23 protein-coding genes are annotated in these 22,725 nt (G+C 67.2%); 14 read left to right on the top strand and 9 right to left on the bottom strand.

What is annotated here, in order from left to right:
- Nucleotides 1-6: 6 nt before the first annotated feature.
- The 5 genes from rpmG (at nt 7) to CDOO_RS04105 (ending at nt 2,331) form a co-directional block, all read left to right on the top strand.
- Nucleotides 7-171: a 50S ribosomal protein L33 gene (gene rpmG, locus CDOO_RS04125; protein ID WP_018021937.1), complete on the top strand. Its 165-nt coding sequence runs from the start codon at nt 7-9 to the stop codon at nt 169-171.
- A gap of 3 nt (nt 172-174) precedes the next feature.
- The gene (gene rpsN / locus CDOO_RS04120) at nt 175-480 is read left to right on the top strand and encodes a 30S ribosomal protein S14 (protein ID WP_018021938.1); all 306 of its coding nucleotides are present in this window, start codon (nt 175-177) and stop codon (nt 478-480) included.
- Nucleotides 481-495: 15 nt separating this feature from the next.
- Nucleotides 496-750, top strand: a complete 255-nt coding sequence (gene rpsR, locus CDOO_RS04115; protein WP_018021939.1) for a 30S ribosomal protein S18 — start codon at nt 496-498, stop codon at nt 748-750.
- 175 nt (nt 751-925) lie between these two features.
- Nucleotides 926-1,672 carry a hypothetical protein gene (locus CDOO_RS04110; protein ID WP_018021940.1) on the top strand — a complete coding sequence of 249 codons (747 nt, stop codon included), beginning with the start codon at nt 926-928 and terminating at the stop codon, nt 1,670-1,672.
- Nucleotides 1,672-2,331 carry a TetR/AcrR family transcriptional regulator gene (locus CDOO_RS04105; protein ID WP_018021941.1) on the top strand — a complete coding sequence of 220 codons (660 nt, stop codon included), beginning with the start codon at nt 1,672-1,674 and terminating at the stop codon, nt 2,329-2,331. The genes CDOO_RS04110 and CDOO_RS04105 overlap by 1 nt, the downstream gene beginning before the upstream one ends.
- A gap of 11 nt (nt 2,332-2,342) precedes the next feature.
- Here the strand turns inward: CDOO_RS04105 and purH are convergent, their stop codons facing one another.
- The 3 genes from purH to CDOO_RS04090 are packed head-to-tail and all read right to left on the bottom strand — an operon-like array spanning nt 2,343 to nt 5,956.
- A complete protein-coding gene (purH, locus tag CDOO_RS04100) occupies nt 2,343-3,926 on the bottom strand; it encodes a bifunctional phosphoribosylaminoimidazolecarboxamide formyltransferase/IMP cyclohydrolase (RefSeq protein ID WP_018021942.1) in 1,584 nt (527 codons plus the stop codon).
- Nucleotides 3,919-4,545 (bottom strand): phosphoribosylglycinamide formyltransferase, encoded by a 627-nt coding sequence (gene purN, locus CDOO_RS04095; protein ID WP_173405495.1) that lies wholly within the window; start codon nt 4,543-4,545, stop codon nt 3,919-3,921. The genes purH and purN overlap by 8 nt, the downstream gene beginning before the upstream one ends.
- A gap of 10 nt (nt 4,546-4,555) precedes the next feature.
- Complete coding sequence (locus CDOO_RS04090) at nt 4,556-5,956, bottom strand: cell division protein PerM (protein WP_155861332.1); 1,401 nt, start codon at nt 5,954-5,956, stop codon at nt 4,556-4,558.
- A gap of 233 nt (nt 5,957-6,189) precedes the next feature.
- Here CDOO_RS04090 and CDOO_RS04085 point away from each other — a divergent pair, with 233 nt between their 5' ends.
- The 5 genes from CDOO_RS04085 (at nt 6,190) to CDOO_RS04065 (ending at nt 11,705) form a co-directional block, all read left to right on the top strand.
- Entirely contained in the window at nt 6,190-6,951 is a 762-nt protein-coding gene (locus CDOO_RS04085; RefSeq protein WP_038573282.1) for a M23 family metallopeptidase, read from the top strand.
- 111 nt (nt 6,952-7,062) lie between these two features.
- A complete protein-coding gene (locus CDOO_RS04080) occupies nt 7,063-7,590 on the top strand; it encodes a PadR family transcriptional regulator (RefSeq protein WP_018021947.1) in 528 nt (175 codons plus the stop codon).
- Nucleotides 7,587-8,258, top strand: a complete 672-nt coding sequence (locus CDOO_RS04075; protein ID WP_018021948.1) for an ABC transporter ATP-binding protein — start codon at nt 7,587-7,589, stop codon at nt 8,256-8,258. The genes CDOO_RS04080 and CDOO_RS04075 overlap by 4 nt, the downstream gene beginning before the upstream one ends.
- A complete protein-coding gene (locus CDOO_RS04070; RefSeq protein WP_018021949.1) occupies nt 8,255-10,612 on the top strand; it encodes an FtsX-like permease family protein in 2,358 nt (785 codons plus the stop codon). Before CDOO_RS04075 ends, CDOO_RS04070 begins: the two co-directional genes overlap by 4 nt.
- 268 nt (nt 10,613-10,880) lie before the next feature.
- Nucleotides 10,881-11,705 (top strand): M23 family metallopeptidase, encoded by an 825-nt coding sequence (locus CDOO_RS04065; protein WP_018021950.1) that lies wholly within the window; start codon nt 10,881-10,883, stop codon nt 11,703-11,705.
- Nucleotides 11,706-11,776: 71 nt separating this feature from the next.
- On the opposite strand, the gene pcrA is transcribed toward CDOO_RS04065, so the two are convergent.
- Nucleotides 11,777-14,125, bottom strand: a complete 2,349-nt coding sequence (gene pcrA / locus CDOO_RS04060) for a DNA helicase PcrA (RefSeq protein ID WP_018021951.1) — start codon at nt 14,123-14,125, stop codon at nt 11,777-11,779.
- Between the two features lie 82 nt (nt 14,126-14,207).
- Between pcrA and CDOO_RS04055 the strand changes: the two genes are divergently transcribed.
- Nucleotides 14,208-14,504 (top strand): chorismate mutase, encoded by a 297-nt coding sequence (locus CDOO_RS04055; RefSeq protein WP_018021952.1) that lies wholly within the window; start codon nt 14,208-14,210, stop codon nt 14,502-14,504.
- A 5-nt stretch (nt 14,505-14,509) separates the two neighbouring features.
- Here CDOO_RS04055 and CDOO_RS04050 read toward each other — a convergent pair whose 3' ends face one another.
- Both CDOO_RS04050 and CDOO_RS04045 read right to left on the bottom strand, forming a co-directional pair.
- Nucleotides 14,510-14,821: an antibiotic biosynthesis monooxygenase family protein gene (locus tag CDOO_RS04050; protein ID WP_018021954.1), complete on the bottom strand. Its 312-nt coding sequence runs from the start codon at nt 14,819-14,821 to the stop codon at nt 14,510-14,512.
- A gap of 21 nt (nt 14,822-14,842) precedes the next feature.
- On the bottom strand, nt 14,843-16,306 hold the full coding sequence (locus CDOO_RS04045; protein ID WP_018021955.1) for an NAD-dependent succinate-semialdehyde dehydrogenase: 1,464 nt from the start codon (nt 16,304-16,306) through the stop codon (nt 14,843-14,845).
- Nucleotides 16,307-16,384: 78 nt separating this feature from the next.
- Between CDOO_RS04045 and pgi the strand changes: the two genes are divergently transcribed.
- Nucleotides 16,385-18,022, top strand: coding sequence for a glucose-6-phosphate isomerase (gene pgi, locus CDOO_RS04040; protein ID WP_018021956.1), 1,638 nt, complete (start codon nt 16,385-16,387; stop codon nt 18,020-18,022).
- Between the two features lie 68 nt (nt 18,023-18,090).
- On the opposite strand, the gene CDOO_RS04035 is transcribed toward pgi, so the two are convergent.
- Nucleotides 18,091-19,023, bottom strand: coding sequence for a type IV toxin-antitoxin system AbiEi family antitoxin domain-containing protein (locus tag CDOO_RS04035; protein WP_018021957.1), 933 nt, complete (start codon nt 19,021-19,023; stop codon nt 18,091-18,093).
- Between the two features lie 163 nt (nt 19,024-19,186).
- Between CDOO_RS04035 and CDOO_RS04030 the strand changes: the two genes are divergently transcribed.
- Nucleotides 19,187-20,674: a glutamate-cysteine ligase family protein gene (locus CDOO_RS04030; protein ID WP_018021958.1), complete on the top strand. Its 1,488-nt coding sequence runs from the start codon at nt 19,187-19,189 to the stop codon at nt 20,672-20,674.
- Here the strand turns inward: CDOO_RS04030 and CDOO_RS04025 are convergent, their stop codons facing one another.
- Nucleotides 20,675-21,088 (bottom strand): YccF domain-containing protein, encoded by a 414-nt coding sequence (locus CDOO_RS04025; protein WP_018021959.1) that lies wholly within the window; start codon nt 21,086-21,088, stop codon nt 20,675-20,677.
- Nucleotides 21,089-21,202: 114 nt separating this feature from the next.
- On the opposite strand from CDOO_RS04025, the gene CDOO_RS04020 reads away from it, so the two are divergent.
- Entirely contained in the window at nt 21,203-21,904 is a 702-nt protein-coding gene (locus CDOO_RS04020) for a DedA family protein (RefSeq protein ID WP_018021960.1), read from the top strand.
- Here CDOO_RS04020 and CDOO_RS04015 read toward each other — a convergent pair.
- Entirely contained in the window at nt 21,901-22,692 is a 792-nt protein-coding gene (locus tag CDOO_RS04015; protein ID WP_018021961.1) for a DNA-formamidopyrimidine glycosylase family protein, read from the bottom strand. The genes CDOO_RS04020 and CDOO_RS04015 overlap by 4 nt on opposite strands.
- Nucleotides 22,693-22,725: the final 33 nt, after the last annotated feature.

Genomic DNA, 22,725 nt, shown 5'->3' with positions numbered 1-22,725 from the left:
TGAAAAATGGCACGTAATGATATCCGTCCCATCATCAAGCTGAAGTCTACGGCTGGCACCGGTTACACCTATGTCACCCGTAAGAACAAGCGAAACAACCCGGATCGTATCTCCATGAACAAGTACGATCCCGTGGTTCGCAAGCACGTCGAATTCCGCGAGGAGCGATAATTCATGGCTAAGAAGTCAAAGATCGCCAAGAACGAGCAGCGCAAGGAAACCGTCGCCCGCTACGCGGAGCGTCGTGCCGAGCTCAAGGCCATCATCAAGAACCAGGCAACGTCGGATGAGGATCGTCTGGACGCCCAGTTCGAGCTCAACCGCCAGCCGCGCGACGCCTCCCCGGTGCGCGTGCGCAACCGCGATGCCCAGGACGGCCGCCCCCGCGGTTACCTGCGCAAGTTCGGCGTTTCCCGTGTCCGTATGCGCGAGATGGCTCACCGCGGTGAGCTGCCCGGCGTTCGTAAGTCGAGCTGGTAAGGAAGCGTTTGCATCATGAAAGCACGTAGCACCAACCACAAGAAGGCACGGCTCGAGCAGGCCCGTCGCCCCAAGAAGAACCCCCTCAAGGCCGAAGGCATCGAGAAGGTGGACTACAAGGACGTCAAGACCCTTCGTCTGTTCATCTCCGACCGCCACAAGATTCGTTCGCGTCGCGTCACCGGCCTGACGCCGCAGCAGCAGCGCCAGGTCGCCACTGCCGTGAAGAACGCCCGCGAAATGGCTCTCCTGCCGTTCACCGCCAAGTAACTCTGGCTGTCAGGTAAGCAACAGCGCTCTTCCCGCCGCTGGCTTCACACAGCCGGAGGCGCCGGAAGAAACACAGTAAGACCCACCACCCCCGGAGTGGTGGGTCTCTGTCATGCGGTAGCGTATCCATTAACTTTCGGCCGTTCGGTTTAATCAGACAGGAGTCAGCGTGGACATGCCCCTTCCTCGGTCTTTCGCCGACCTCGCTGACCGCGCTCCCCTCTCCACCGAACCGGCCACCGCCGAGGCCGTCCTCCGCGAGGCGGGGTCCCTGCTGTGTTCGGAGGAGTCCGCACACCTCGAGCCCGAGGCCTGCGCGGCGTGGTTTTCAGGGGTGGTCGGGGCCGTGCTGTCCAGCCCCGTCGGCGAGGAACTCGCCGGCGGCCCGGTGTCACCCACCGGCGCCCTGGCCAAAGGGGAACTCCTGCCGGGCTTTCCCGTCAGGTGGGTCCGCCGCGGCCGCGGGGACGATTCCGGCCTGACGCGGCTGTTCGCCGCCGCAGGGTTGGACGGTTCCGCGAGCGACGGCGACCCGGTCGACCTCATTGACGCCGGCCACTTCCGCCCCGACGGTCCTGACCGGGTACTGCTGGAACGGGCCGTCGATAAGCTGCACGACGAGGAGGCGTTGGAGCTGTTCGCCGATGTTGCCCGGTGGGCCGCGGGAGAGCGAGCCGCGTTGCGGGTCGGGACCGTGGACCGGCTCGTCGCCGGAACCGCGGCCGGGCTGCTCAGCCTCCGGGAGGAGGAGATCTTCGCCGAGGGGTGGCGCGCCGCGCTCGGGCGCAGGCTCGCGTTGTGGCGGGAGTCCGATCAGACGGACGGTTCCCCACCCGACGCGGTGCAGAGGGCGACGGACGTGGTTTGTCGGATAGCAGAACGTTTCAACGTCACAGTGGCAACTGAAGGAGGATGGTCATAATGGCTGGACCCGTGGGACGACCCCGCAAACAGAGTTCGCGACGCCGGGGCACAAACGCCCGGGAGGAGATTCTCGACGCCTCCGCCGAGCTGTTCACCAACCAGGGCTTCGCCATGACCTCGACGCACCAGATCGCCGAGGCCGTAGGAATGCGGCAGGCGTCGCTCTACTACCATTTCCCGTCCAAGACGGAGATCTTCCTCACCCTGCTGAAATCCACGGTGGAGCCGTCGCTGAACGTGGCGGAGAAACTCGCGGAGGCGGATGACCCGGCCTCCCTGCGGCTCTGGGCGCTGGTCGCGCTTCAGGCACGGGAGCTGCTCGGCCAGCGGTGGAACGTGGGCAAGCTCTATCAGCTGCCCGTGGCCAAGTCGGAGGAGTTCGCGGAGTTCCACGCCTCCCGCGCCGAGGTGGAGCAGGCGTTCCGCGCGCTGGCCGCCGAGATCGTCGGTCCGGACGATCCGCGGGTGGAGCTCCCCTTCCCCATCGCGCTGTCCGTGTCGGAGATGCGCTCGAATGACGGCGTGATCCCCGCGCCGTGGACGACCGACTCCCTGCCGGAGCGTGCGGTCATGCTCGCGGACGCGGTGCTCGACGTACTGCACGCACCCCTGCCGGAGAACCGACAGGCGCGCACGCTCGACCTGCTGGCCGACTGACCGCGGCCCAACTAGTGCGCGAAGTGTCGCGCGCCCGTGAGGTACATGGTCACGCCGGCCTCGTTGGCCGCGGCGATGACCTCCTCGTCGCGGATGGAGCCACCCGGCTGGACCACGGCCTTGACTCCTGCGTCCGCGAGGACCTGGAAGCCGTCGGCGAAGGGGAAGAACGCGTCGGAGGCGGCCACGGCGCCTGAGGTGCGGTTCGCCCCGTCCGCCAGGGTGTTGGCACGCTCGACGGCGAGTTTGGCGGAGTCGACGCGGTTGACCTGCCCCATGCCCACGCCCACGGTCGCACCGTCGGAGGCGATGAGGATGGCGTTGGACTTCACGCAACGGATGGCGTTCCAGGCGAACTCGAGGTCGGCCAGCGTCTCCTCGGACGCGGCCTCCCCCGCCGCGAGTGTCCAGTTGGCCGGGGAATCACCCTCGGCCTGGAACGCGTCCGACTGCTGGACGAGCACGCCGCCAGAGATCTGCTTGACTTCGCGGCCGCCGCGCTCGGGTGCCTCGGCGGTGAGGATGCGCAGGTTCTTCTTCTCCCTGAGAAGCTCCAGCGCCGCGTCCTCGAAGGACGGGGCGACGATGACCTCGGTGAAGATCCCCTTGACCGTCTCGGCCATCTCCCTGGTCACCTCGCGGTTGGCGGCAATGACCCCGCCGTAGGCGCTCATCGGGTCGCAGGCGTGGGCCTTGCGGTGCGCCTCGGCGATGTTGTCGTCGGACAGCCCGATGCCGCAGGGGTTGGCGTGTTTGATGATGGCCACGCACCCACGCTCGTGGTCCCAGGCGGCGCGCCAGGCGGCGTCGGCGTCCTGATAGTTGTTGTAGCTCATCTCCTTGCCGCCCAGCTGGGTGGCGTTGGCCAGCCCGCCGGCGGAGGGATCGGCGTAGACCGCGGCCGACTGGTGGGGGTTCTCGCCGTAGCGCAGGGTGGCCTTGAGCTCGTGGGAGTCGCCGATCCACTCCGGGAAGTCCCCGGTGGCGCCGGCCCCTGCCTCCGCCTGCTCACCGAGCCAGGTGGCCACGGCGACGTCGTAGGCGGCGGTGTGCCGGAAGGCGTCGAGGGCCAGCGCGGTGCGCTCGGAGCGGGTGAAACCGCCGTCGATAAGCGCGGTGGAAACATCGCTGTAGCGGGCCGGGTCGGTGATCACGGCGACGGACGGGTGGTTCTTCGCTGCGGCGCGGACCATGGAGGGACCGCCGATGTCGATCTGCTCGACGCACTCGTCGAAGGAGGCGCCGGAAGCGACGGTCTCGCTGAAGGGGTAGAGGTTCACCACGACCAGCTGGAAGGGCTCCACGCCGAGCTCGCCGAGCTGTGCCAGGTGGTCGTCCTTGCGGGTGTCGGCGAGGATGCCGGCGTGCACGCGGGGGTGCAGGGTCTTCACCCGGCCCTCGAGGCATTCGGGGAAGCCGGTGAGGTCGGAGACCTCGGTGACGGCGACGCCCGCCTCGGCGATCTTCTTGGCCGTTGAGCCGGTGGAGACGATCTCCACGCCGGCCTCGCCCAGCTTCCGGGCCAGGTCTTCGAGTCCGGTCTTGTCGTAGACGCTGATCAGGGCACGTTTGATGGCTTTGCGGTCGTCACTCATGGGTGAAGGTGACCTTCCTGGAGGTGGGGTTGATGCGCGCGGAGCGCAGGACAGAGACGATGAGCTCGCGCTCCACCGCCTTGATCTTCTCGTGCAGCGAGTCCTCCGTGTCGTCGGGGGCGACGGTCACGGGCTGCTGCGCGATGATGGCGCCGGTGTCTACCCCGGCGTCGACGAAGTGCACGGTCGAGCCGGTGACCTTCACCCCGTAGGCGAGGGCGTCACGCACCGCGTGCGCTCCGGGGAAGGACGGCAGGATCGCCGGGTGGGTGTTGATGGTGACGCCCTCGAACCGGTCGAGGAACGCGGGACCGAGAATCTTCATGAATCCCGCGGAGACCACGAGATCGGGCTCGGCGGCGGCAACGACCTCCGCGAGCTGCTCGTCCCAGGCACCACGGTCGGGGCCCAGGGGCACGGTCCGGGTCTCTACACCGGCCATCCCGGCCCGCTCCAACGCGGCACAGTCCTTGTCCGCGACCACCAGGCGCACCCGGTAGCGGGCGTCCTGATTGTCCAGCAGCGACTGCAGCAGAGTGCCCGTCCCGGAGACGAGCACGACGAGGGACAGAGGCGGGGACTGGTTACCGGTTTCAGGGCTCTGGCTTGGCGGCGTCACCCGTACCAGCCTAATCCTCCGGGTCGTCCCCGTCGGAATCGGCTTCCAGCTGAGATTTGTCGAACCGCGTACTGCCGGACGCCGCGGGTTCAGGTTCGCTCGGCGGCGTATCGACGTCGCCCTCCACCTCCGCCGGCTCCGCCGTCTCGGCGTCAGCTTCCTCTGCGGCAGTTTCTTCGGCGACCGGTTCCTCCCCCGGCCCCTGAACGCCCCGGCGCTGCGCGAAGAGCAGCGCGGCGTACGTGGCCAGGCCCGAACCGCCCACCCACACCGCGGCGAGCAGCGGAGCGAGCCACCACGTGGGTCCGACGTAGCCGTACCAGCCCAGGGTGCCGCCCGACAGGACCGCGAGCACCAGCATGATCACCCCGGCGCCCAGGGCGCCCCCGAGGATCTGCATGAGCGACGGCTTCGCCTTCACCCAGGCGTAGGCCGCGGCGGTGGCGGTGACCAGCAGTAGCGCCGGGGCATAGGGATTCGCGGAACCCGGGATCAGCGCCGTCAAGGGCGTCGGCGGCAGCGGGACGAGGTGGATGCTGAACAGCGACACCTGCGCGCCGCCGAAGGCCACGTCGGCACCGAGCAGCACGGAGGCCATCCCGACCAGCGCATTGGGGAGGTAGAGGATGCTCAGAACCACGAGTGCGGCCAGGGTCGCCCCTCCCGAGTCCGGGAAGGAGGCCAGCATGTCGCGCTGGCGGTCCAGCCCGAACACCGCGAGCAGCAGCATGACCACCAGGGCAGCCAACGCCAGGTAGCGGGCGAAGGCGAAGGCGTCGGACACGCCGTCGACAAGCGGAACAGGCAGCCGGTAGCGCTTGAACAGTGCCTTCCACAGGCGGGGTCCCAGGCCGAGGACGAAGGCGACCAGGTGCACCACGATGGTGGTGGCCAACGCCTGGAGGATCGGCGGCGGGCCGACGTCGTAGACCTTGGCCGCGTCCCACAGCATGAGCCACGCCACCACCGTGAGGATCGCCGGAACGGCGAGGGTGCAGCCCAGCGCCACGCCGATGTCGAGGACGCTGACCTTCGAGCGCAGCACCGACCGGACGCGGCTGGCGACGGCGGCGACCACCCCGATCGCGGGAAGCAACGGGAGCATCCCGACGGTGACGTCGTCATAGACCACGGGCGCGAGGTGCGAGACCATCCACATGTCGGCGATCGTCGCCGGGAGGGCCGCCAGCGGGGCTGCGGCCACCATGACGGAGACGAAGGCCGCGATGACGATCAGCACGAGGACAAGCGCATCGGCGATGGCGAGGGCGGGCAGGAAACGCCTGATCTTGCCGGAGATCGTCGTCGGCCGGTCGGCCCTCGCCTTGGGGGCGGGGGCGGAGGTCTGCGTGAGCCGCGGCCTGCTCTGACGGCGTGTCGGCCGCGACTGGGGGCTGGTTGTTCTACTCATCGTTTCCTACTGTGCCACGGCAGTCCGGCGGGGCCGGTGTGGCACGACGGAGGAGTTCGGCAGAGCGTGGCGTGTAACACTTCGGGGGCGGGCCCGATAGACGGTGCTCACAATCTAGTTGCCGGGGGGCCTTCGAGACGCTATTGTGATCTTTCGTTGATCACAGAAAGGTCACAACGGAGTTACAGTTCGTTGTCGTCCGCGGCCGAAACGGAAAAGACTTGAAGCGCACCATGACTCAGCGGAGCACCGCGGGCAAGCATCGCCAGAGCTCTACCTCCACGCCGATGCACGGCGCGAAGAGCAGGATCGCCGTCGTCACCCTCGCCGCCGGCGCAGTGTCCGGCGCCGGTGCCACCGGGGCGGCCGCCGCCTCGATCGCCGCACCCGCCGAGCAGCCGCAGGTTCAGTCGGCAAACGCCGACATCGTCCTGGCCAACGACGCCGAGCTCGTCGACGACACCGCCACCGCCGCTCTGGAGCAGGCTGCCCCGCAGATCCTCTCCATCGCCGAGTACAAGCCCGTTGCCGGCCTCACCGACCAGCTGGACAAGGCCGTGGACGCGGCCGAGCAGCGCATCGCCTTCGAGGCCTCGCAGCGCGGCCCCGGCGTGGTCAAACCCGCCGAAGGTGCCTACACCTCGGGCTTCGGCATGCGCTGGGGCTCGATGCACGCGGGCATCGATCTCGCGGCGCCGATCGGCACGCCGATCCTCGCTGCCATGGACGGCACCGTCATCGACTCCGGCCCGGCCTCGGGTTACGGCAACTGGATCCGCATCCAGCACGACGACGGATCGATCACCGTCTACGGCCACATGTCCACCCTGAACGTCGCAGTGGGCCAGCGGGTCACCGCCGGCCAGCACATCGCGGGCATGGGCAGCGAGGGATTCTCCACCGGCTCCCACCTGCACTTTGAGATCCACCCCGGGGGCGGCGGAGCGATCGACCCGATCCCCTGGCTCGCCGTGCGCGGCGTCGTAATCGTCTAGTTTTCGTTGTAACCGGCCCCTTCCTCCCGACGAGGACGGGGCCATTTCCTTGCGCCGGTAATAGTTACCGAGTAACTTACCGGGTATGCAACCCGGCAGACAGGACAGACCATGTCCATAAGACACGCGCTCGAGGCGCTCCTGGCCGACGAGCCCCGTTCCGCCAGCCAGCTGCAGCAGGACTACGCCGACGCCACCGCCCACGTGTGGCCGCTGAACATCGGCCAGGTCACGCAGACCCTTGCCCGCCTCCAACGCGACGGCCTCGCCGAATCCGCCGGGCAGCAGACCGGCCCCTCCGGGCACACCTCCGAGCTATACCAACTCACCGAGGCCGGACGCGCCGACCTGGAGTCCTGGTGGTCGAACGCCACCGCAGCCGCCGTCACCGGCCGCGACGAACTGGTCACCAAGGTCACCTTCGCCGCCGCACGCGCCGACGTCGATCTGATCGAGCTGCTGGACACCCAGCGCGCCGCCGTGATGGCCGACCTCCGGGAACTCAACCGCCGCGCCCGCACCCTGCCCTCCTCCCGGCGCACCGATCGCCTGCTCGTCGAACGCCGCATCTTCGACCTGGAAGCCCAGGCCCGCTGGCTCGACCGCGTCGAGGCCCTCACCGAAAGCGAGAAGTCATGACCAGCTCTCACCCCGCTCCCCTGACCCTCGACGGCGTCTCCTGCGTCTTCGGCACCGGAGCCCGGCGCGTCACCGCCCTCGACAACGTCTCCCTGACCCTGGAACCGGGCGAGCTCGTCGCCGTCATGGGCCCCTCGGGCTCCGGAAAGTCCACGCTGCTCGCCGTCGCCGGGCTGCTCCAGGCTCCCACCTCCGGCCGCGTGCTTATCGACGGCGCCGACGCCTCCACGCTCACCCGCCGCAGCGCGGCGGAGCTTCGTCGTCGCCGGGTCGGCACCGTCTTCCAGAACTACAACCTCGTACCCACCCTCACCGTCGGCGAGAACGTGGGCCTACCCCTCGAGCTCGACGGCCGGCGCGATGACGAAGCGATCGAGCAGGCCCTCGCCGACGTGGGCCTGGAAGGCATGGCCGCGCGGTTCCCCGACGAGATCTCCGGCGGTCAGGCGCAGCGTGTCGCCATCGCCCGGGCACTCATCGGACCGCGGTCGATCATCCTTGCGGACGAGCCGACGGGTGCGCTGGACACGTCGACAGGCGAGGCTGTCCTGGGCGTGCTGCGCCAGCGTGTGGACGCGGGCGCGGCCGGGCTGCTGGTCACCCATGAGCCGCGCTTTGCCGGCTGGGCCGACCGCACGGTCATGATGCGCGACGGGAGGCTGTCATGAGCACCTTGATCGCCGCCTCCAGGCCGACACGACGGGACGTGCGCCGCCACCCCGGGCGCATCCTGGCGGCGGTTCTGCTCATCACCATCCCGGTGTGGTTGCTGGCCCACTTTCTGGTGACCACCCAGTCGGCCGACGTCCCCAACAAGGAGCTGCACAGCTCCCACCAGGTCAGGTGGACGGGGCAGGGCGAACCGCCGGCCCTCACCCCGCTGCTCCCGGACGGATTCACCGCCGTCAAGCTGGCGCAGGGGGTCATCCGCCTGGACGGGCAGGACTTCACCGCCGGGGAGTCCACCCGTGTCTCCGGCAACGACGTGCTCCTACCCCGGGGCGAGCGCGACCTGCTGGAGGTGGAGCGAGGCGACACCCTCGCCTCCGAAGCCACGACCTTCACCTATGCCGAGCCGACCCCCGGGTACTACCCGCTCGTCGCCCCGGGGCAGCTGACACCCTCCGACGACGCGGACACCTGGTGGAGTATCGCCGGCCCGACCACCCTGGATGACGAGCAGATCCGCCGCCTCGAGGACGCCGGCTTCTCCTACTCCGGCAGGTGGGACGCCATGGGCCCCGACATCTATCTCGTTCTCGCAGTCGCCTCGTCCGTCATCAGCATGCTCGCGGGTGCCGTCATCCTGCTCACCCTCCTCGCGCCCGCCTTCACCACCTCGGTGTCCCGGCAGACCCGCAACTTCGCACTCATGGCCTCCCAGGGAGCCACCCCACGCCAGCTCTTCGCCTCGGTGCTGACATACGGCCTCATCGCCGGCCTCATCGGCTCGAGCCTCGGGGTCGCGGGTGGGATGGTGACGGCCTGGTTCCACTGGCGACTGAACTATCCCGGCTGGCCCGTGACCGTCGCCTGGTGGCACCTGCCCCTGCTGTGGGTCGCGGGCGTCGCGGCCGCCACCGTGGCCGCCTGGCTCCCCGCCTGGATCGTCTCCCGCACCAGCATCACCCAGGGGCTGCAGGGAGCGACGAATGACCGGATGATGTCCTGGCGGCGGTGGATGTTCCTCGGCCCGGTACTTTTGACCGTGGCCCTGACGTCCTGCGCCGTAGCCCTCCTGCTCCCCGAGCAGCTCTGGCCCGTCTTCGAACTGCTCATGGCGTGCGCCCAGCTCTGCGGATTCCTGGGAGTGGTGCTCAGCGCGCCGGCGGTCGTTTTTCTGGCTGGCCGCTTCACCGGTCCCCTCTCCGTCGTGCTTGCGCTGCGTGATCTGCGCCGGCAGTCCCTGCGCTCCGTCCCGGCCGTCGCGGCCATCGCGCTGGTCGCCTCGGGGATGACGTTCCTGGTCAGTATGGGAGAGACGCAGGACCGCCACACCAGGGATATCTATGCCGAGTCCTACGCGGACGGCACCTTCACCGTGAACACCGCCCAGCTGGAGTCCGGATCCGTCCTCGATGAGAAACGGATCAGGACGGAGATCGAGGACATCCTCGGCCCCGTCCGCTGGGGAACGGTCGAGGGAATCACCTCGGGCCCGGACACGTACCGCTACCTCAGCTTCAGCGACATCGATCTGCCTGGGGGGTGCAGCGACCAGCACTGCCTGTTCAGCGGCCAGTCCTCCACCCTGTTCGAAGGCAACTTCACCGGCTCCACCGTCATCGCCACCCCGGACGTGCTGCGCGCGATGAGGGTCGACCCCGCGCTGGCCGACTCGGAACAGGTGCTCGTCTCCTCCCGGCTCGAGATGGACTCCGCCGACTTCCGCATCACCTCCTACGACGACGACGGGACCGAGGAGAACCTGGGCGAGTCGCTCACCCTGCCCGTCGCCTCGGTGCTGCCCGGCCCGCAGCAGTCGCTGCTGCCCACGCGCGCAGTGATGGAGCGGCTGGGTGTGCACACCGACCAGCTCGGTCTGGTGGGCACCGCCAACCACCAGATCACCGAGCAGCAGGCGCGCGAGCTCGAGGAACTGTCCGCCGTCGGCTCGGTGCAGTCACTCCGGGGCTCGGACAGCCGCCTCGACCTGCTCCTCCAGACAGCCGGGACCACTGCCGCCCTGATCCTGCTGGCCACCCTCGTCCTCACCCTCTCCCGGGGACCCGCACGTAGGCAGAAGACGCTTCTCGACGCCGTCGGCGCTCCCCCCGGTCTCACCGGCAGGTACTTCGCCTTCTACGGCGGTGCCATCACCGTCCTCGGTGGCCTGCTGGGAGTGGTGGCGGGGCACGCCGCGGAATTCGTGCTCTCCGACCCCGGGGCACGGTCGGCGTTCGTCCCGGTCTGGTATCTGACGGCGGCGGTACTGATCATCGCGCCGTTGGCCAGCACCGGAATCGGTTTCCTGCTCGCCCCGCGGGGACTGGACCGGGAACGACTTCCCGACCGCGCGTGATCCCACTACCCCCAAATGTCCCACTATTCACGCGCCACGCCGCCGTAACAATATTCTCAGGAATCACACTCGTCACTCTAGTTTTCGACCTATGACCTGGCATTTTCGAATACGGTTAACCTATTCATGCTGCTCACAGCATGTTTTACATGTTGATCTCATTCGAAAGCCTGGGTAAGTTCGTCCGGGTCTGCATCACGTCCCCGCCAATCGACTTGGCCATCTGTTCCCCGCAGGCCCCGAAGACCCGAAGACCAGAGAGACTTTTATGAGCACCCACCGGACTTCCCGACGCATCAAGGGTGGCCTCGTCGCCACCGCGGCCACCGCGGCCACCGTCGTCGGCATCGGCGCCGCCACCTCCCCCGAATCCGCCTCCGCCACGGACGTCACCATTGATCTCAATGCTGTCGGCGCTGCCCTGGAAATGGCGCAGGGCTCCTCGGGTGATGCCAGCGACCCCGACTTCGTCGCCAGCCTCTACAGCATCGCCCAGGCCGTCGAGGTCGACGGCTCCAGCCTCGACTCCGGGCTAGCCGCCACCACGGACCCCAACGCCGAAACCGTCATCGACCCGACCACGGAGGGCATCGAGGACATCGGCACGGAGGAAACCGGCCTGGAGGACGAGATCGACGCCATCGACATCGCCAACGAGCGCCCCTCCGACGTCGGCGAGACCGTGGACGGGCGCACCGTCTACTTCCCCACCAAGGGAACCTTCTCCTCCGGCTTCGGCGCCCGCAACGGCGCGGTCCACGAGGGCATCGACATCGCCAACTCCCTGGGCACCCCGATCCGCGCGGTCATGGACGGCACCGTCGTCAACGCGGGCCCGGCCACCGGGTACGGCAACTGGGTCGTGCTCCAGCATGGCGACGGCTCCAAGTCGATCTACGGCCACATGTCCAAGTGGAACGTCAGCGTGGGCCAGAAGGTCAGGGCCGGCGACCAGATCGCCGTGATCGGCAACGAGGGACAGTCCACCGGGCCTCACCTGCACTTCGAGATCCTCCCGGACGGCCGCACCCCCGTGAACCCCGTGACGTGGTTCGCCACCCAGCAGATCAACGTCAACAGCGCGAGGGTGTAGCCAGACTTTCCCTCCCCGCCCGGACCGGGTGACATCGACGCAACGAGGAAGGCGCCGATGTCACCGGGTCTTCATAGTTTCTCCATGGGCACGCCGGCCATGACCATGAGCCGCACGGTTCCGGCACTGCCGAAGTCGATGGTGGCGAAGTCCTTGCCCGCCATCGACGACATTGCGGTCACCTTGCCCAGGCCGTACTTCTGGTGGTTGACCCGGTCACCGGTGGACAGCTTCAACGTCGGGCCGGAGGAGGCACCGGCCGTGGGCATCGTCGTGCGTTTCATCGGCTGCGCGGGCCGGCGGCGCGGCTGGTCGTCGTAGGAACGCTGCGGGGTCCACGCCGGGGAGTAGGTCTGCTCGGGCTCCTCCCGACGCCAGTCCACCAGCTCCTCGGGGATGTCCGCGAGGAAACGGCTGGCCGGGTTGGTCACGGGAGAACCCCAGGACGAGCGCATCATCGCGCGGGTGAGATAGAGCTGCTCGCGGGCGCGGGTGATGCCCACGTACGCCAGCCGACGTTCCTCCGCCAGCTCCTTGGGATCGCCCAGCGCCCGCAGGTGCGGGAACTGCCCGTCCTCCCAGCCGGTGACAAACACGACGGGAAACTCCAGACCCTTCGCCGTGTGCAGGGTCATGAGTGTGACCACACCCTGGTCGTTGTCGGGAATCTGGTCGGCATCGGCCACCAACGAGACGCGCTCGAGGAACGCCTGCAGCGAGCCCGGCCGCGCCTCCCCCTCCCCCAGCTCGAGCTCGCCGCCGTTCATCTCGGCGTAGGCGACCTGGTTGGCCGCCTCGGAGGAGAATTCCCGGGCCACGGACACAAGCTCGTTGAGGTTGTCCAGGCGCGCGCCGTCCTGCGGATCGTTGGAGTTCTCCAGCTCGGCGCGGTAACCGGTGACATCGAGGATGTCGTTGATGAGCAGACCCAGGTCCGGCATGCCGGTGACGTCGCTGCGCATCTCATCGATCCGGCCGCGGATGCCGGCCATCATCTCGTTGAACCCGTCGACAGCGTTGCGCGCGCGGGTGCCCAGCATGGAGATGTGGCCGTCCGCGGCGTCGAGAAGCGCCTTTCCGAAGCTGACCCCGAGGTTCTCCGCGTGCAGGGCGATGGCGCCCTGAGCCTTGTCGCCGATCGCGCGGCGCGGGACGTTGATGATGCGGCGCAGGCTCACGGTGTCGTCGGGATTGTCCAGGATGCGCAGGTAGGCGATGAGATCACGGATCTCCTTGCGCTCGTAGAAGCGCGTGCCGCCGACGACCTTGTAGGAGATGCCCGAGCGGATGAAGATGTCCTCCAGCGCGCGCGAGGCGGAGTTGGTGCGGTACATGATGGCGATGTCGTTGTAGCTGCGGCACTGGTCGACGAGCTGATCGATCTCGCTGGCGATGAAACGCGCCTCGTCGTGCTCGTTGTCCGCGACGTAGCCGACGATGCGCTCGCCGGGGCCGTGGTCGGTCCAGAGATTCTTCTTCCGCCGGCCTTCGTTGTGCGAGATCACGGCGTTGGCCGCGTCGAGCACCGTCTGGGTGGAGCGGTAGTTCTGCTCCAGCAGGATCGTGCGGGCCTGCGGGTAGTCGCGCTCGAACTCCTGGATGTTGCGGATGGTCGCGCCGCGGAAGGCGTAGATGGACTGATCAGAGTCGCCCACGACGCACAGCTCGGGCGCGTCCGGCCCCTCCCCCACCAGCGTGCGCACCAGCTGGTACTGCGCGTGGTTGGTGTCCTGGTACTCGTCGATGAGCACGTGGCGGAAGCGGCGACGGTAGTACTCCGTCACCTGCGGGTGCTCGGAGAAGATGCGCACCACCTCACCGATGAGGTCGTCGAAGTCCAGGGCGTTCGCGGCGCGCAGGCGCCGCTGGTACTGCTCGTAGACTGCGGCGACGGTCACCTCGTAGGGGTTCTTCGTCTGGTCCGCCAGCTGCTGCGCCTCGGCAGGGCCCACCAGCTCGTTCTTGTGGTTGGAGATGCCGCTCGCCAGGGACCGGGAGGTGAATTTCTTCAGATCGAGGTTCATGTCCTTGCCGATCATGGTGAGCAGCCGGCGCGAGTCATCCGAGTCGTAGATGGTGAAGTTGGTGTTCAACCCGGGCACCAGCTGCGCCTGCTGGCGCAGAATGCGCACACACACCGAGTGGAACGTGGACACCCACATGCGCTCGGCCACCGGGCCGACGAGTCCGGCCACCCGCTCACGCATCTCGGCGGCGGCCTTGTTGGTGAAGGTGATGGCGAGGATCTGCCAGGGCGCGACCCCTCGCTGGTCGATGAGGTGGGCGATGCGGCGCGTGAGCACCGCCGTCTTGCCGGAGCCCGCGCCCGCGACGATGAGCAGGGGCGATCCGGTGTGCTCGACGGCCGCCGCCTGCTGCTCGTTGAGGCCGGAGATGAGGGAGTCTGCTGGGTTTGTCATAGCTCTGACCAACCTACTACCTGCCCCGGACACCGACGCCGCATGCTGTTCGAACGCGGGTTCTTCTGCAAGAATGACCCCCATGAGCGAAGACGTGGAGATCCGCATGCCGTCCGGAACGGACGACCCGCTTTCCGATGCCGAGATTCAGAAGTACCGCGAGGAGATCAACCGTCTCGACCGGGTGATCCTCGACGCGGTGAAGAAACGTTCGGAGATCTCCCGGGCGGTCGGCCGGACCCGCATGGGCTCCGGCGGCACGCGCCTGGTGCACAACCGCGAGGTGGCCATCATCAACCAGTTCCGGGATGAGCTTGGCGACGAAGGACCCGGCCTGGCCTCCATCCTTCTGCGGCTCGGGCGCGGACGGCTGGGCTAGCGGAACTAGTCCTGCTCGAACGAGTCCAGCACGACCTCGAACTCCAGCAGCTCGGCGCCGCTGGCCACGGGCTTGCGGTCCTCGGCCCCGTCATGGGCGGCCTTGCCGCGGCCGTCGCGCCAGGCCTCGTAGGACTCCTCGTCGGCCCAGCGGGTGACCACGAAGTAGCGGTCCTCACCCTTGACCGGGCGCAGCAGCTGGAAACCCTCGAAGCCGGGCGAGTTGTCCACCGCGTGCTTGCGGTGCGCGAAGCGCTCCTCGAGGATGCCCCCGGCGCCCTCGGGGACGGAGATGGCGTTGATCTTGACGATGCTCATGATGCTCCTTAGATAGACAGGCTAGATAGGCAGGGAAATGAACTTGGGCTCGAGGTACTCGTGGATGCCCTCGAATCCGCCCTCGCGGCCGAGACCGGACTCCTTCACGCCGCCGAAGGGTGCGGCCGGGTCGGACAGCGCGCCCTTGTTCACGGCGACCATGCCGGCCTCGATCCCCTCGGCCAGCTTCAGGGCGTGTTCCAGGTTCTCGGAGAAGAGGTAGGCGGCCAGGCCGAACGGGGTGCTGTTGGCCATCTTCAGCGCCTCCTCGTCGGTGTCGAAGGTCTGCACCGCCAGGACGGGGCCGAAGATCTCCTCGGAGGCCAACTTGGCGTCCGCGTCGAAGTCCGACAGCACGGTGGCCGGGAAGTAGTAGCCGTTCTCGTTGAGCCCGGAGGGCAGGGAATCGCCGAGGTGGCGGGTGGCACCGTGGGCGAGGGCGTCGTCGACCAGCTCGGTGACCTTCTCCAGCTGGTCCTCGCCGGAGAGCGGGCCGTAGTCCGAGCCCGGGTCGGTGCCGGGGCCGAGGGTGAAGTCGCGCATGACCTCGGTGGCACGTCTGATGAACTCGTCCTTGATCGAGGAATGCACGAGGAAACGGTTGGCGGCGATGCACACCTGACCGGCACCGCGCATCTTCGCCACGGCGACGGCCTTGACGGCCTTGTCCAGGTCGGCGTCCGCGCAGACGACGTAGGGGGCGTTGCCGCCGAGCTCCAGGGAGGTCTTCATGGAGTGCTTCGACGCCTCGGCGGCGAGCTTCTGGCCCACCTCAGTCGACCCGGTGAAGGTGAGTTTGCGCAGGCGGGGATCGTCGAGAAGCGCCGAGACATTGGCGGATTTCCCGGTGGGGACCACGGCGAGCACGCCGTCGGGAAGCCCGGACTCCTTCAGTGCCTTCGCCAGGAACAGCATGGTCAGCGGGGTCTTCGAGGCGGGCTTGATGATCATCGTGCAGCCTGCCGCCAGCGCGGGTGCGATTTTGCGCGCGCCCATCGCCAGCGGGAAGTTCCACGGGGTGATCGCCAGCGAGGGGCCGACGGGCTGCTCGTGCACGATGATGCGGCCCGCGCCCGAGGGGGCGTGGCGGTAGTCGCCGCGCACCCGCACGGCCTCCTCGGCGAACCAGCGGAAGAACTCGGCGCCGTAGGTGACCTCGGCCTTGGAGTCCGGAAGTGCGCGGCCGAGCTCGGCGGACTGCAGGAGCGTCAGCTCGTCGACATGATCGGTGAGGTACTGGAAGGTGCGGCGCAGGATCTCGGAGCGTTCGCGGGCGGGCGTGGCGGCCCACTCGTCCTGCGCGGCGCAGATGGAGTCGAGCGCCCGGCGGGCGTCCGCCTCGGACGCGCTGGCCACCTTCGCGAGCACGGAGCCGTCGGACGGGTTGATGACGTCGAAGGTGTCGCCGTTGGTCGCGTCGACGAAATCGCCGTCGATGAACAGGCCCTTGGGTATGGAGTGGATGAGTGCGGGGAGATCAGTCATATCCCCCACTGTAGGACGCTTCGGTGGCTAGGCTTGGAGGTATTCTTCCCACGCTTATCGACGAGGAGTTTCCACCCCATGGCCGACATCACCAGCACCCCCTCCTGGCAGAACCTCCATAAGCTCTTCGAATCCAAGAAGGATCTCGACCTGCGCGGACTCTTCGCCGACGACGCCAGCCGCGCCGACACCTACACCTTCGACGCCGCCGGCCTGCACGTCGATCTGTCCAAGAACCTCGTCGACGGCGCCGTCATCGACGCGCTCGTCGACCTCGCCGATGACGCCAACCTCGCCGGCCACACCGAGGCGATGTTCACCGGCCGCCACATCAACTCCACCGAGGACCGCGCCGTCCTGCACACCGCCCTGCGTCTGCCCGCCACCGAGGACCTCGAGGTCGACGGCCAGGACGTCGCCGCCGACGTGCACGAGGTGCTCGGGCGCATGCGCGACTTCGCCTCCGCACTGCGCTCCGGCAAGTGGCTGGGCCACTCGGGCCACACCATCAAGAAGATCGTCAACATCGGCATCGGCGGCTCCGACCTCGGACCCGCCATGGCCGCCCGCGCCCTGCGCCCCTACGCCACCGCCGGCATCACCGGCGAGTTCGTCTCCAACGTCGACCCCGCCGACATCTCGGCAGTGCTGGAGAACTGCGACCCGCACTCCACCCTGTTCGTCGTCGCCTCCAAGACCTTCACCACCCAGGAAACCCTCTCCAACGCCCACGCGGCGAAGCGCTGGCTGCTGGAAAAGTTTGACGGCGATGAGGCGGCCGTCGCCAAGCATTTTGTCGCCGTGTCCACCAACGCGGAGAAGGTCGCGGAGTTCGGCATCGACACCAGCAACATGTTCGGCTTCTGGGAATGGGTTGGCGGGCGTTACTCGGTCGACTCCGCCATCGGCCTGTCGCTCATGGCCATCATCGGACCCCAGGACTTCCTGCGCTTCCTCGACGGCTTCCACCAGATGGACGAACACTTCCGCACCGCGCCCGCCCACGAGAACATTCCCGTGCTCATGGCACTGCTGGGCATCTGGTACACCAACTTCCACGGCGCCGAGACCCACGCCGTGCTCCCCTACTCCGAGGACCTTGGACGTTTCCCCGCGTACCTGCAACAGCTGACCATGGAATCCAACGGCAAGTCCGTGCGTATCGACGGCTCCTCCGTCGACCACCAGACCGGCGAAATCTACTGGGGTGAGCCCGGCACCAACGGCCAGCACGCCTTCTACCAGCTGATCCACCAGGGAACGAAGCTCGTTCCCGCCGACTTCATCGGCTTCGCCCACCCCAAGCAGGACCTGCCCACCGCCTCCGGCTCGGGCTCCATGCACGACCTGCTCATGGGCAACATGTTCGCCCAGACCAAGGTCCTCGCGTTCGGCAAGAACGCGTCCGAGCTGGCCGCAGAGGGGGTTCCCGAGGACCTGGTCGCGCACAAGGTCATGCCGGGCAACCGCCCCTCCACGACCATCCTCGCCGAGGAGCTCACCCCCGCCGTGCTGGGCGCGCTCATCGCCCTCTACGAGCACATCACCTTCGTCCAGGGCGTGATCTGGGGGATCAACTCCTTCGACCAGTGGGGCGTGGAGCTGGGCAAGCAGCAGGCCAATGACCTCGCCCCCGCCGTCGCCGGCGAAGTGGAGCCGGATATCGGGGACTCCTCAACCGACGAGCTCATCCGGTGGTTCCGGGCGCACCGGTAGTTTCGGTTCTAACTCCACCCAATCGCGCGAATTTTGGTCGAAATTGTCGCCGTTGGGTGGAGTTGTGATCAGCGGGAGTCCTGAAAACGGGTGATCCCGAAGTGCCAGGTCCAGACCATCTGCTGCTCGGATCCCAGGAGCTGATTCACTCCGCGACGCTTCCGTGACGGGCAGCTCCTGACGGTGTCTTCGATCTGCGCGACAACGACGCTCAGGTGATATTCGATGTCGTCGTCCGTGTATCTCAGCACAATGTATCCCAGCCGCTGCGCGATATTTGCTTTCCACCGATCCCTGATAAATGTCTCGGCCGTCTCATTCTTCCCAAACGCGACCTCCGCATGGTGGTACGCGTAGCTGTCCACCTCGATGACGATTCGCCCATTGACCAGGCCGTCAAACCGGTATCCATTGATGATGACATTCTGACGAACCTCGAACCCCTTGCCACGCAGCACACGAAACAGCGTGCGCTCGAGCTCGCTATCCGCCCCTACCGCGGCCTCCGAAAGCACCAGCCGCAGGGCAGTGCTTATCGACGCCCTCTCCGACAAATCCCTTTCCAGGTCGGCTTCGCCGTTCTTTCCCTGATACTTCCTCTCCAGAAGCTCCCGTCCCAGCGGCAACCCGGCATCCGCGGCTGCCTGCAGGTACGTGGTCACGGGAAACCCGGCAATCTCCGTGCGCACGATGCCCCTGCTTCGCCGCATCCGCAGCAGTGGGCTGTCTTTCGGGGCGGTCGCTTCGTGTGGAAGGACTATCTCTGCTGGTCCGGTGACCTTCTTACCCATGTACAGCTGCGCCGCGGTCGCACCGGTAAAGACCGCGCGGGGAAATGCCACCAGCACGGCCCGCAGCAGAGTCGTTCCTTCCGGCTGTGAGGTGGTGTACACGCCCCGAAATGGTCGAAACAGTTCACCGCCCGCTACCGCCAGCTGAATCTCTCGCGGTGTCCACTTCTTGGCCTTCAGCTGAGCTCTGGTGAATACGTCCCCCGACATGTCCTTGACCCTAAGCTCTCTGGCGCTCCGACGCAGTCCCCGGTTACTAACTCCACCCAAAGTCTCGAAAATCGGCAGAAATCTCGCCCGTTGGGTGGAGTTAGTTTCCGGCCCCTGAAATTTTTCCCCCACCCAGGCCAGAAGTGTGGTTATCTCAGTACCTATGGGCGACGCCGTATCCACCGACAAATACACACCGCAGCAGCGCAGCAAGTACCGCCGCCTGCTCGGCGAGGACCTCGAGATCTTCGACAGCCACCTGCAGTCCTCCGAGTTCGAGGACACGGGCACCATCGGGCTCGAGCTTGAGCTCAATCTCGTCGACGAGAGCATGCAGCCCGCGCTGCGCAACCGCGAGGTGCTCGCGGAGCTCGATGACGGGTACCAGTCCGAGATCGGCGCCTTCAACGTCGAGATGAATCACCCGACCATGAAGGTCACCGGTGACGGTCTGCAGCAGCTCGAGGACGGCATCTCGCTGCGCCTGGACACCGTGCGCGCGGCGGCGGCGAAGGCGGGCGTGAAGGTGGCCATGATCGGCACCCTGCCGACCGTCACCGCCGAGCTGCTCCAGGATCCGTCCTGGATGACGCCGGAGAACCGCTACCGGGCGCTGAACAACGCCGTCATGGAGTCCCGCGGCGAGCTGCTGCGTGTCGACGTCCATTCGCCCGAAACCAACGTCAACAACTTCGCCGACATCGCCCCGGAGTCCACCTGCACCTCGATGCAGCTGCATCTGCAGGTGGCTCCGAACCGCTTCGCCCCGGCGTGGAACGCGGCGCAGGCGATCGCCGGCGTGCAGGTTGCGCTGGGCGCGAATTCACCGCTGTTTCTCGGGCACAAGACGTGGCACGAGAGCCGGATCCCGGTGTTCCAGCAGTCCATCGACACCAGGACCTCGGAGCTCGTCGCCCAGGGCGTGCGCCCGCGGGTGTGGTTCGGCGAGCGGTGGATCACCAGCGTGTTCGACCTCTTCGAGGAGAACGTTCGTTACTTCTCCCCGCTGCTTCCGGAGTCCCGGGAGGTGGCTGGCACGCCGATCATGAAGGGCAAGTCGCCGGCGCTGCACTACCTCAACCTGCACAACGGCACGGTGTGGCGCTGGAACCGGCCCATCTACGATCCGGGCGCGGACCTGCCGCACCTGCGGGTGGAGAACCGCCTGCTCCCGGCCGGACCGACCCCCGTGGACATCGTCGCCGACGCAGCGTTCTACTACGGGCTGCTGCACCACCTCATCAACGAGAACCGCCCGGTGTGGTCGAGGCTGACGTTCCAGGACGCGGAGAAGAACTTCCTCGCGGGCGCGCGTTCGGGCATGTCGGCACGCATGAAGTGGCCCACCCTGGGGACCATCGGCGTGGGTGATCTCATCACCGAGCATCTGCTCCCGCAGGCGCGCCTGGGGCTGGAGAACCTCGAGGTGGACAAGGAGATCATCGACAAGTACCTCGACATCGTCGAGGCGCGTGCCCGCACCAAGCAGAACGGTGCGAACTGGCAGCTGCGCACCCTGGCGGCCATCGAGCCGTGGGGCACCACCCCGAAGACCCCGGAGCGCGAAGGCGCGCTGGCCGAGATGATGCGCCGCTACCTGGAGCTGCAGCAGACCGGCAAGCCGGTGCACACCTGGCCCACCACCATTTAGTTACATGCGCACCATCGGGCGCCATCCGAACGGGATGGCGTCCGAATCGACGATCTGGCGACCGAAGGGAAAGCAGGTCACGGGGATCATCTTCACGTTGGCGATCGCCAGCGGGATGCCCACGATCGTCACCGCCTGGGCCGCGGCCGTGGTGACATGACCGATCGCGAGCCAGACGCCGGCGATGATGAACCAGACCACGTTGCCGACCGTCGAGAAGCTTCCCGTGCCCTGGACCGGTTCCACGACCGTGCGGCCGAAGGGCCAGATGGCGAAGGCCGCCATGCGGAAGCTGGCCACGCCAGCCGGGATGGTGACGATGAAGATGCAGGCAACGATGCCGAAGAGGAAGTAACCCAGGGCGAGGAAGAAACCGCCGAAGACCACCCAGATCACGTTGAGTAGGAAGTTCATGTGACGAGGTTATCTCTTTGCCGGGGAGAGCGTGGCGGGCCGGTCGTGGCCGGGGGCCGTGGGGCACTATGGTCGACGCACGTCCACCAAGAATGAAAGGCCGAGTGCCACCTCATGCAGTCCATCATTGACTGGGTCATCCACCTCATGGAGATCCTCGGTGCCCCCGGCGTCGGAATCGCGATCCTCCTGGAGAACCTCTTCCCGCCGATCCCCTCGGAGGTGGTGCTCCCGCTGGCGGGCTTCACCATTTCGCAGGGCTCACTGACCTTCTGGCCCACCTTCATCTGGGCCACGGTGGGTTCTATCGTGGGTGGCTGGCTGCTCTACGGCATCGGTGCGTGGCTGGGCGCGGATCGACTGCGCCGGATCGCCGACTGGATGTGGCTGGTCGAGCCCGAGGACGTGGACAAGGCGCTGGGCTGGTTCGACAAGTACGGCTCCCCCTCGGTGTTCTTCGGCCGTTTCATCCCCGGGGTGCGCTCGCTGATCTCCATCCCCGCGGGCATCGACCGCATGAACCCGGTGACCTTCACCCTGTGGACGGCCGTCGGCTCCGCGGGCTGGAACGCCCTGCTCATCCTGCTGGGCATCTGGCTGGGCGACCGCTACTACCTGGTGGAGAAGTACGTCGGCGAGTACTCCAACGTCGTCTACCTCATCCTCATCCTCATCATCGTCGGTGTGTTCATCTACCTGCTGCGCCGCCAGCAGAAACGCAAGAACAGCAAGCACTACAACGACGGCGAGTACCACGACGACGCGGACGTGCAGGACAACACCGGCGGCTCGACCCCCGCCTCACGCCTGGATTAACCCTGGCAGCACGGGCACCACCAGATGACCCGCTCCAGGTCCGCTCCCCCGCCGAGAAACTCCTTCTCGATGGGCGTCCGGCACCGTCGGCACGGCTTGGCGTAGCGGCCGAACACATAAGAATTCTCCCCGGCTCGTTTGACCCCCGTGGTCACGCGGATCGGGGAGTTTCTGTTGGCCCAGATCAGCCGCCGGGACAGCTCCAGCACGGCGCGCACGTCCACGCTGGCCACGGCCCGCCGCGGGTGCAGCCCCATGAGGAAACAAATCTCGGCGCGGTACTCATTGCCCAGCCCGGCGACGAGCTGCTGATCCAGCAGGGCCTGGCCAATGGTGGTCTCCGGCTGCGATTCAATTCGCCGCACGGCCTCGTCGATGTCCCAGTCCTCGTCGAGAATGTCCGGACCGAGGTAGCCCATGCGCTCGGCGTACTCGTCGGCGCGGATCACCTCCACCAGGCCCAGCTCATGCCCGACCACCTCGATCGGCCGGGGATGCGGGGCACCCTCCAGCTGCAGCACCACCCGAGCGGTGTACCCGGGCTTGCGCCACCGATCGCCCTTGAGGTGCATCGCCCACGTGCCCTCCATCTTCAGGTGCGTGTGCAGGATCAGGCTCCCGAACTGCATGAACAGGTGCTTTCCCCGGGGCCACACCCGCTCGCACACCGCGCCGTCGAAGCGGGTGGTGGCGTAACGAGGCACGCGCAGGTCCGTCTTCAGAACCTCACGGCCGGTCATGAACTGCAGCCGGTTGGACAGCTGGAGTACGGAATCACCTTCGGGCATGGTGTCAGAGTAGTGCGAGGCTTATCGACGCCC

Origin of the sequence: Corynebacterium doosanense CAU 212 = DSM 45436 (assembly GCF_000767055.1) — a bacterium.
GTDB lineage: Bacteria > Actinomycetota > Actinomycetes > Mycobacteriales > Mycobacteriaceae > Corynebacterium > Corynebacterium doosanense.
The sequence above is the reverse complement of the archived record's forward strand: the minus strand, read 5'-3'. Positions and strand labels throughout refer to the sequence as shown.

What these genes read in the sequence shown, in the direction of transcription:
- CDOO_RS04085 (WP_038573282.1), top strand. Translation starts at nt 6,190, where the DNA reads ATGACTCAGCGGAGCACCGCGGGCAAGCATCGCCAGAGCTCTACCTCC.
- purH (WP_018021942.1), bottom strand. Translation starts at nt 3,926, where the DNA reads ATGAGTGACGACCGCAAAGCCATCAAACGTGCCCTGATCAGCGTCTAC.
- CDOO_RS04105 (WP_018021941.1), top strand. Translation starts at nt 1,672, where the DNA reads ATGGCTGGACCCGTGGGACGACCCCGCAAACAGAGTTCGCGACGCCGG.
- CDOO_RS04020 (WP_018021960.1), top strand. Translation starts at nt 21,203, where the DNA reads ATGCAGTCCATCATTGACTGGGTCATCCACCTCATGGAGATCCTCGGT.
- rpsN (WP_018021938.1), top strand. Translation starts at nt 175, where the DNA reads ATGGCTAAGAAGTCAAAGATCGCCAAGAACGAGCAGCGCAAGGAAACC.
- CDOO_RS04045 (WP_018021955.1), bottom strand. Translation starts at nt 16,306, where the DNA reads ATGACTGATCTCCCCGCACTCATCCACTCCATACCCAAGGGCCTGTTC.
- pcrA (WP_018021951.1), bottom strand. Translation starts at nt 14,125, where the DNA reads ATGACAAACCCAGCAGACTCCCTCATCTCCGGCCTCAACGAGCAGCAG.
- CDOO_RS04065 (WP_018021950.1), top strand. Translation starts at nt 10,881, where the DNA reads ATGAGCACCCACCGGACTTCCCGACGCATCAAGGGTGGCCTCGTCGCC.
- CDOO_RS04070 (WP_018021949.1), top strand. Translation starts at nt 8,255, where the DNA reads ATGAGCACCTTGATCGCCGCCTCCAGGCCGACACGACGGGACGTGCGC.
- CDOO_RS04035 (WP_018021957.1), bottom strand. Translation starts at nt 19,023, where the DNA reads ATGTCGGGGGACGTATTCACCAGAGCTCAGCTGAAGGCCAAGAAGTGG.
- CDOO_RS04030 (WP_018021958.1), top strand. Translation starts at nt 19,187, where the DNA reads ATGGGCGACGCCGTATCCACCGACAAATACACACCGCAGCAGCGCAGC.
- CDOO_RS04025 (WP_018021959.1), bottom strand. Translation starts at nt 21,088, where the DNA reads ATGAACTTCCTACTCAACGTGATCTGGGTGGTCTTCGGCGGTTTCTTC.
- CDOO_RS04050 (WP_018021954.1), bottom strand. Translation starts at nt 14,821, where the DNA reads ATGAGCATCGTCAAGATCAACGCCATCTCCGTCCCCGAGGGCGCCGGG.
- CDOO_RS04015 (WP_018021961.1), bottom strand. Translation starts at nt 22,692, where the DNA reads ATGCCCGAAGGTGATTCCGTACTCCAGCTGTCCAACCGGCTGCAGTTC.
- rpsR (WP_018021939.1), top strand. Translation starts at nt 496, where the DNA reads ATGAAAGCACGTAGCACCAACCACAAGAAGGCACGGCTCGAGCAGGCC.
- rpmG (WP_018021937.1), top strand. Translation starts at nt 7, where the DNA reads ATGGCACGTAATGATATCCGTCCCATCATCAAGCTGAAGTCTACGGCT.
- pgi (WP_018021956.1), top strand. Translation starts at nt 16,385, where the DNA reads ATGGCCGACATCACCAGCACCCCCTCCTGGCAGAACCTCCATAAGCTC.
- CDOO_RS04090 (WP_155861332.1), bottom strand. Translation starts at nt 5,956, where the DNA reads ATGAGTAGAACAACCAGCCCCCAGTCGCGGCCGACACGCCGTCAGAGC.
- CDOO_RS04080 (WP_018021947.1), top strand. Translation starts at nt 7,063, where the DNA reads ATGTCCATAAGACACGCGCTCGAGGCGCTCCTGGCCGACGAGCCCCGT.
- CDOO_RS04110 (WP_018021940.1), top strand. Translation starts at nt 926, where the DNA reads ATGCCCCTTCCTCGGTCTTTCGCCGACCTCGCTGACCGCGCTCCCCTC.
- CDOO_RS04055 (WP_018021952.1), top strand. Translation starts at nt 14,208, where the DNA reads ATGAGCGAAGACGTGGAGATCCGCATGCCGTCCGGAACGGACGACCCG.
- CDOO_RS04075 (WP_018021948.1), top strand. Translation starts at nt 7,587, where the DNA reads ATGACCAGCTCTCACCCCGCTCCCCTGACCCTCGACGGCGTCTCCTGC.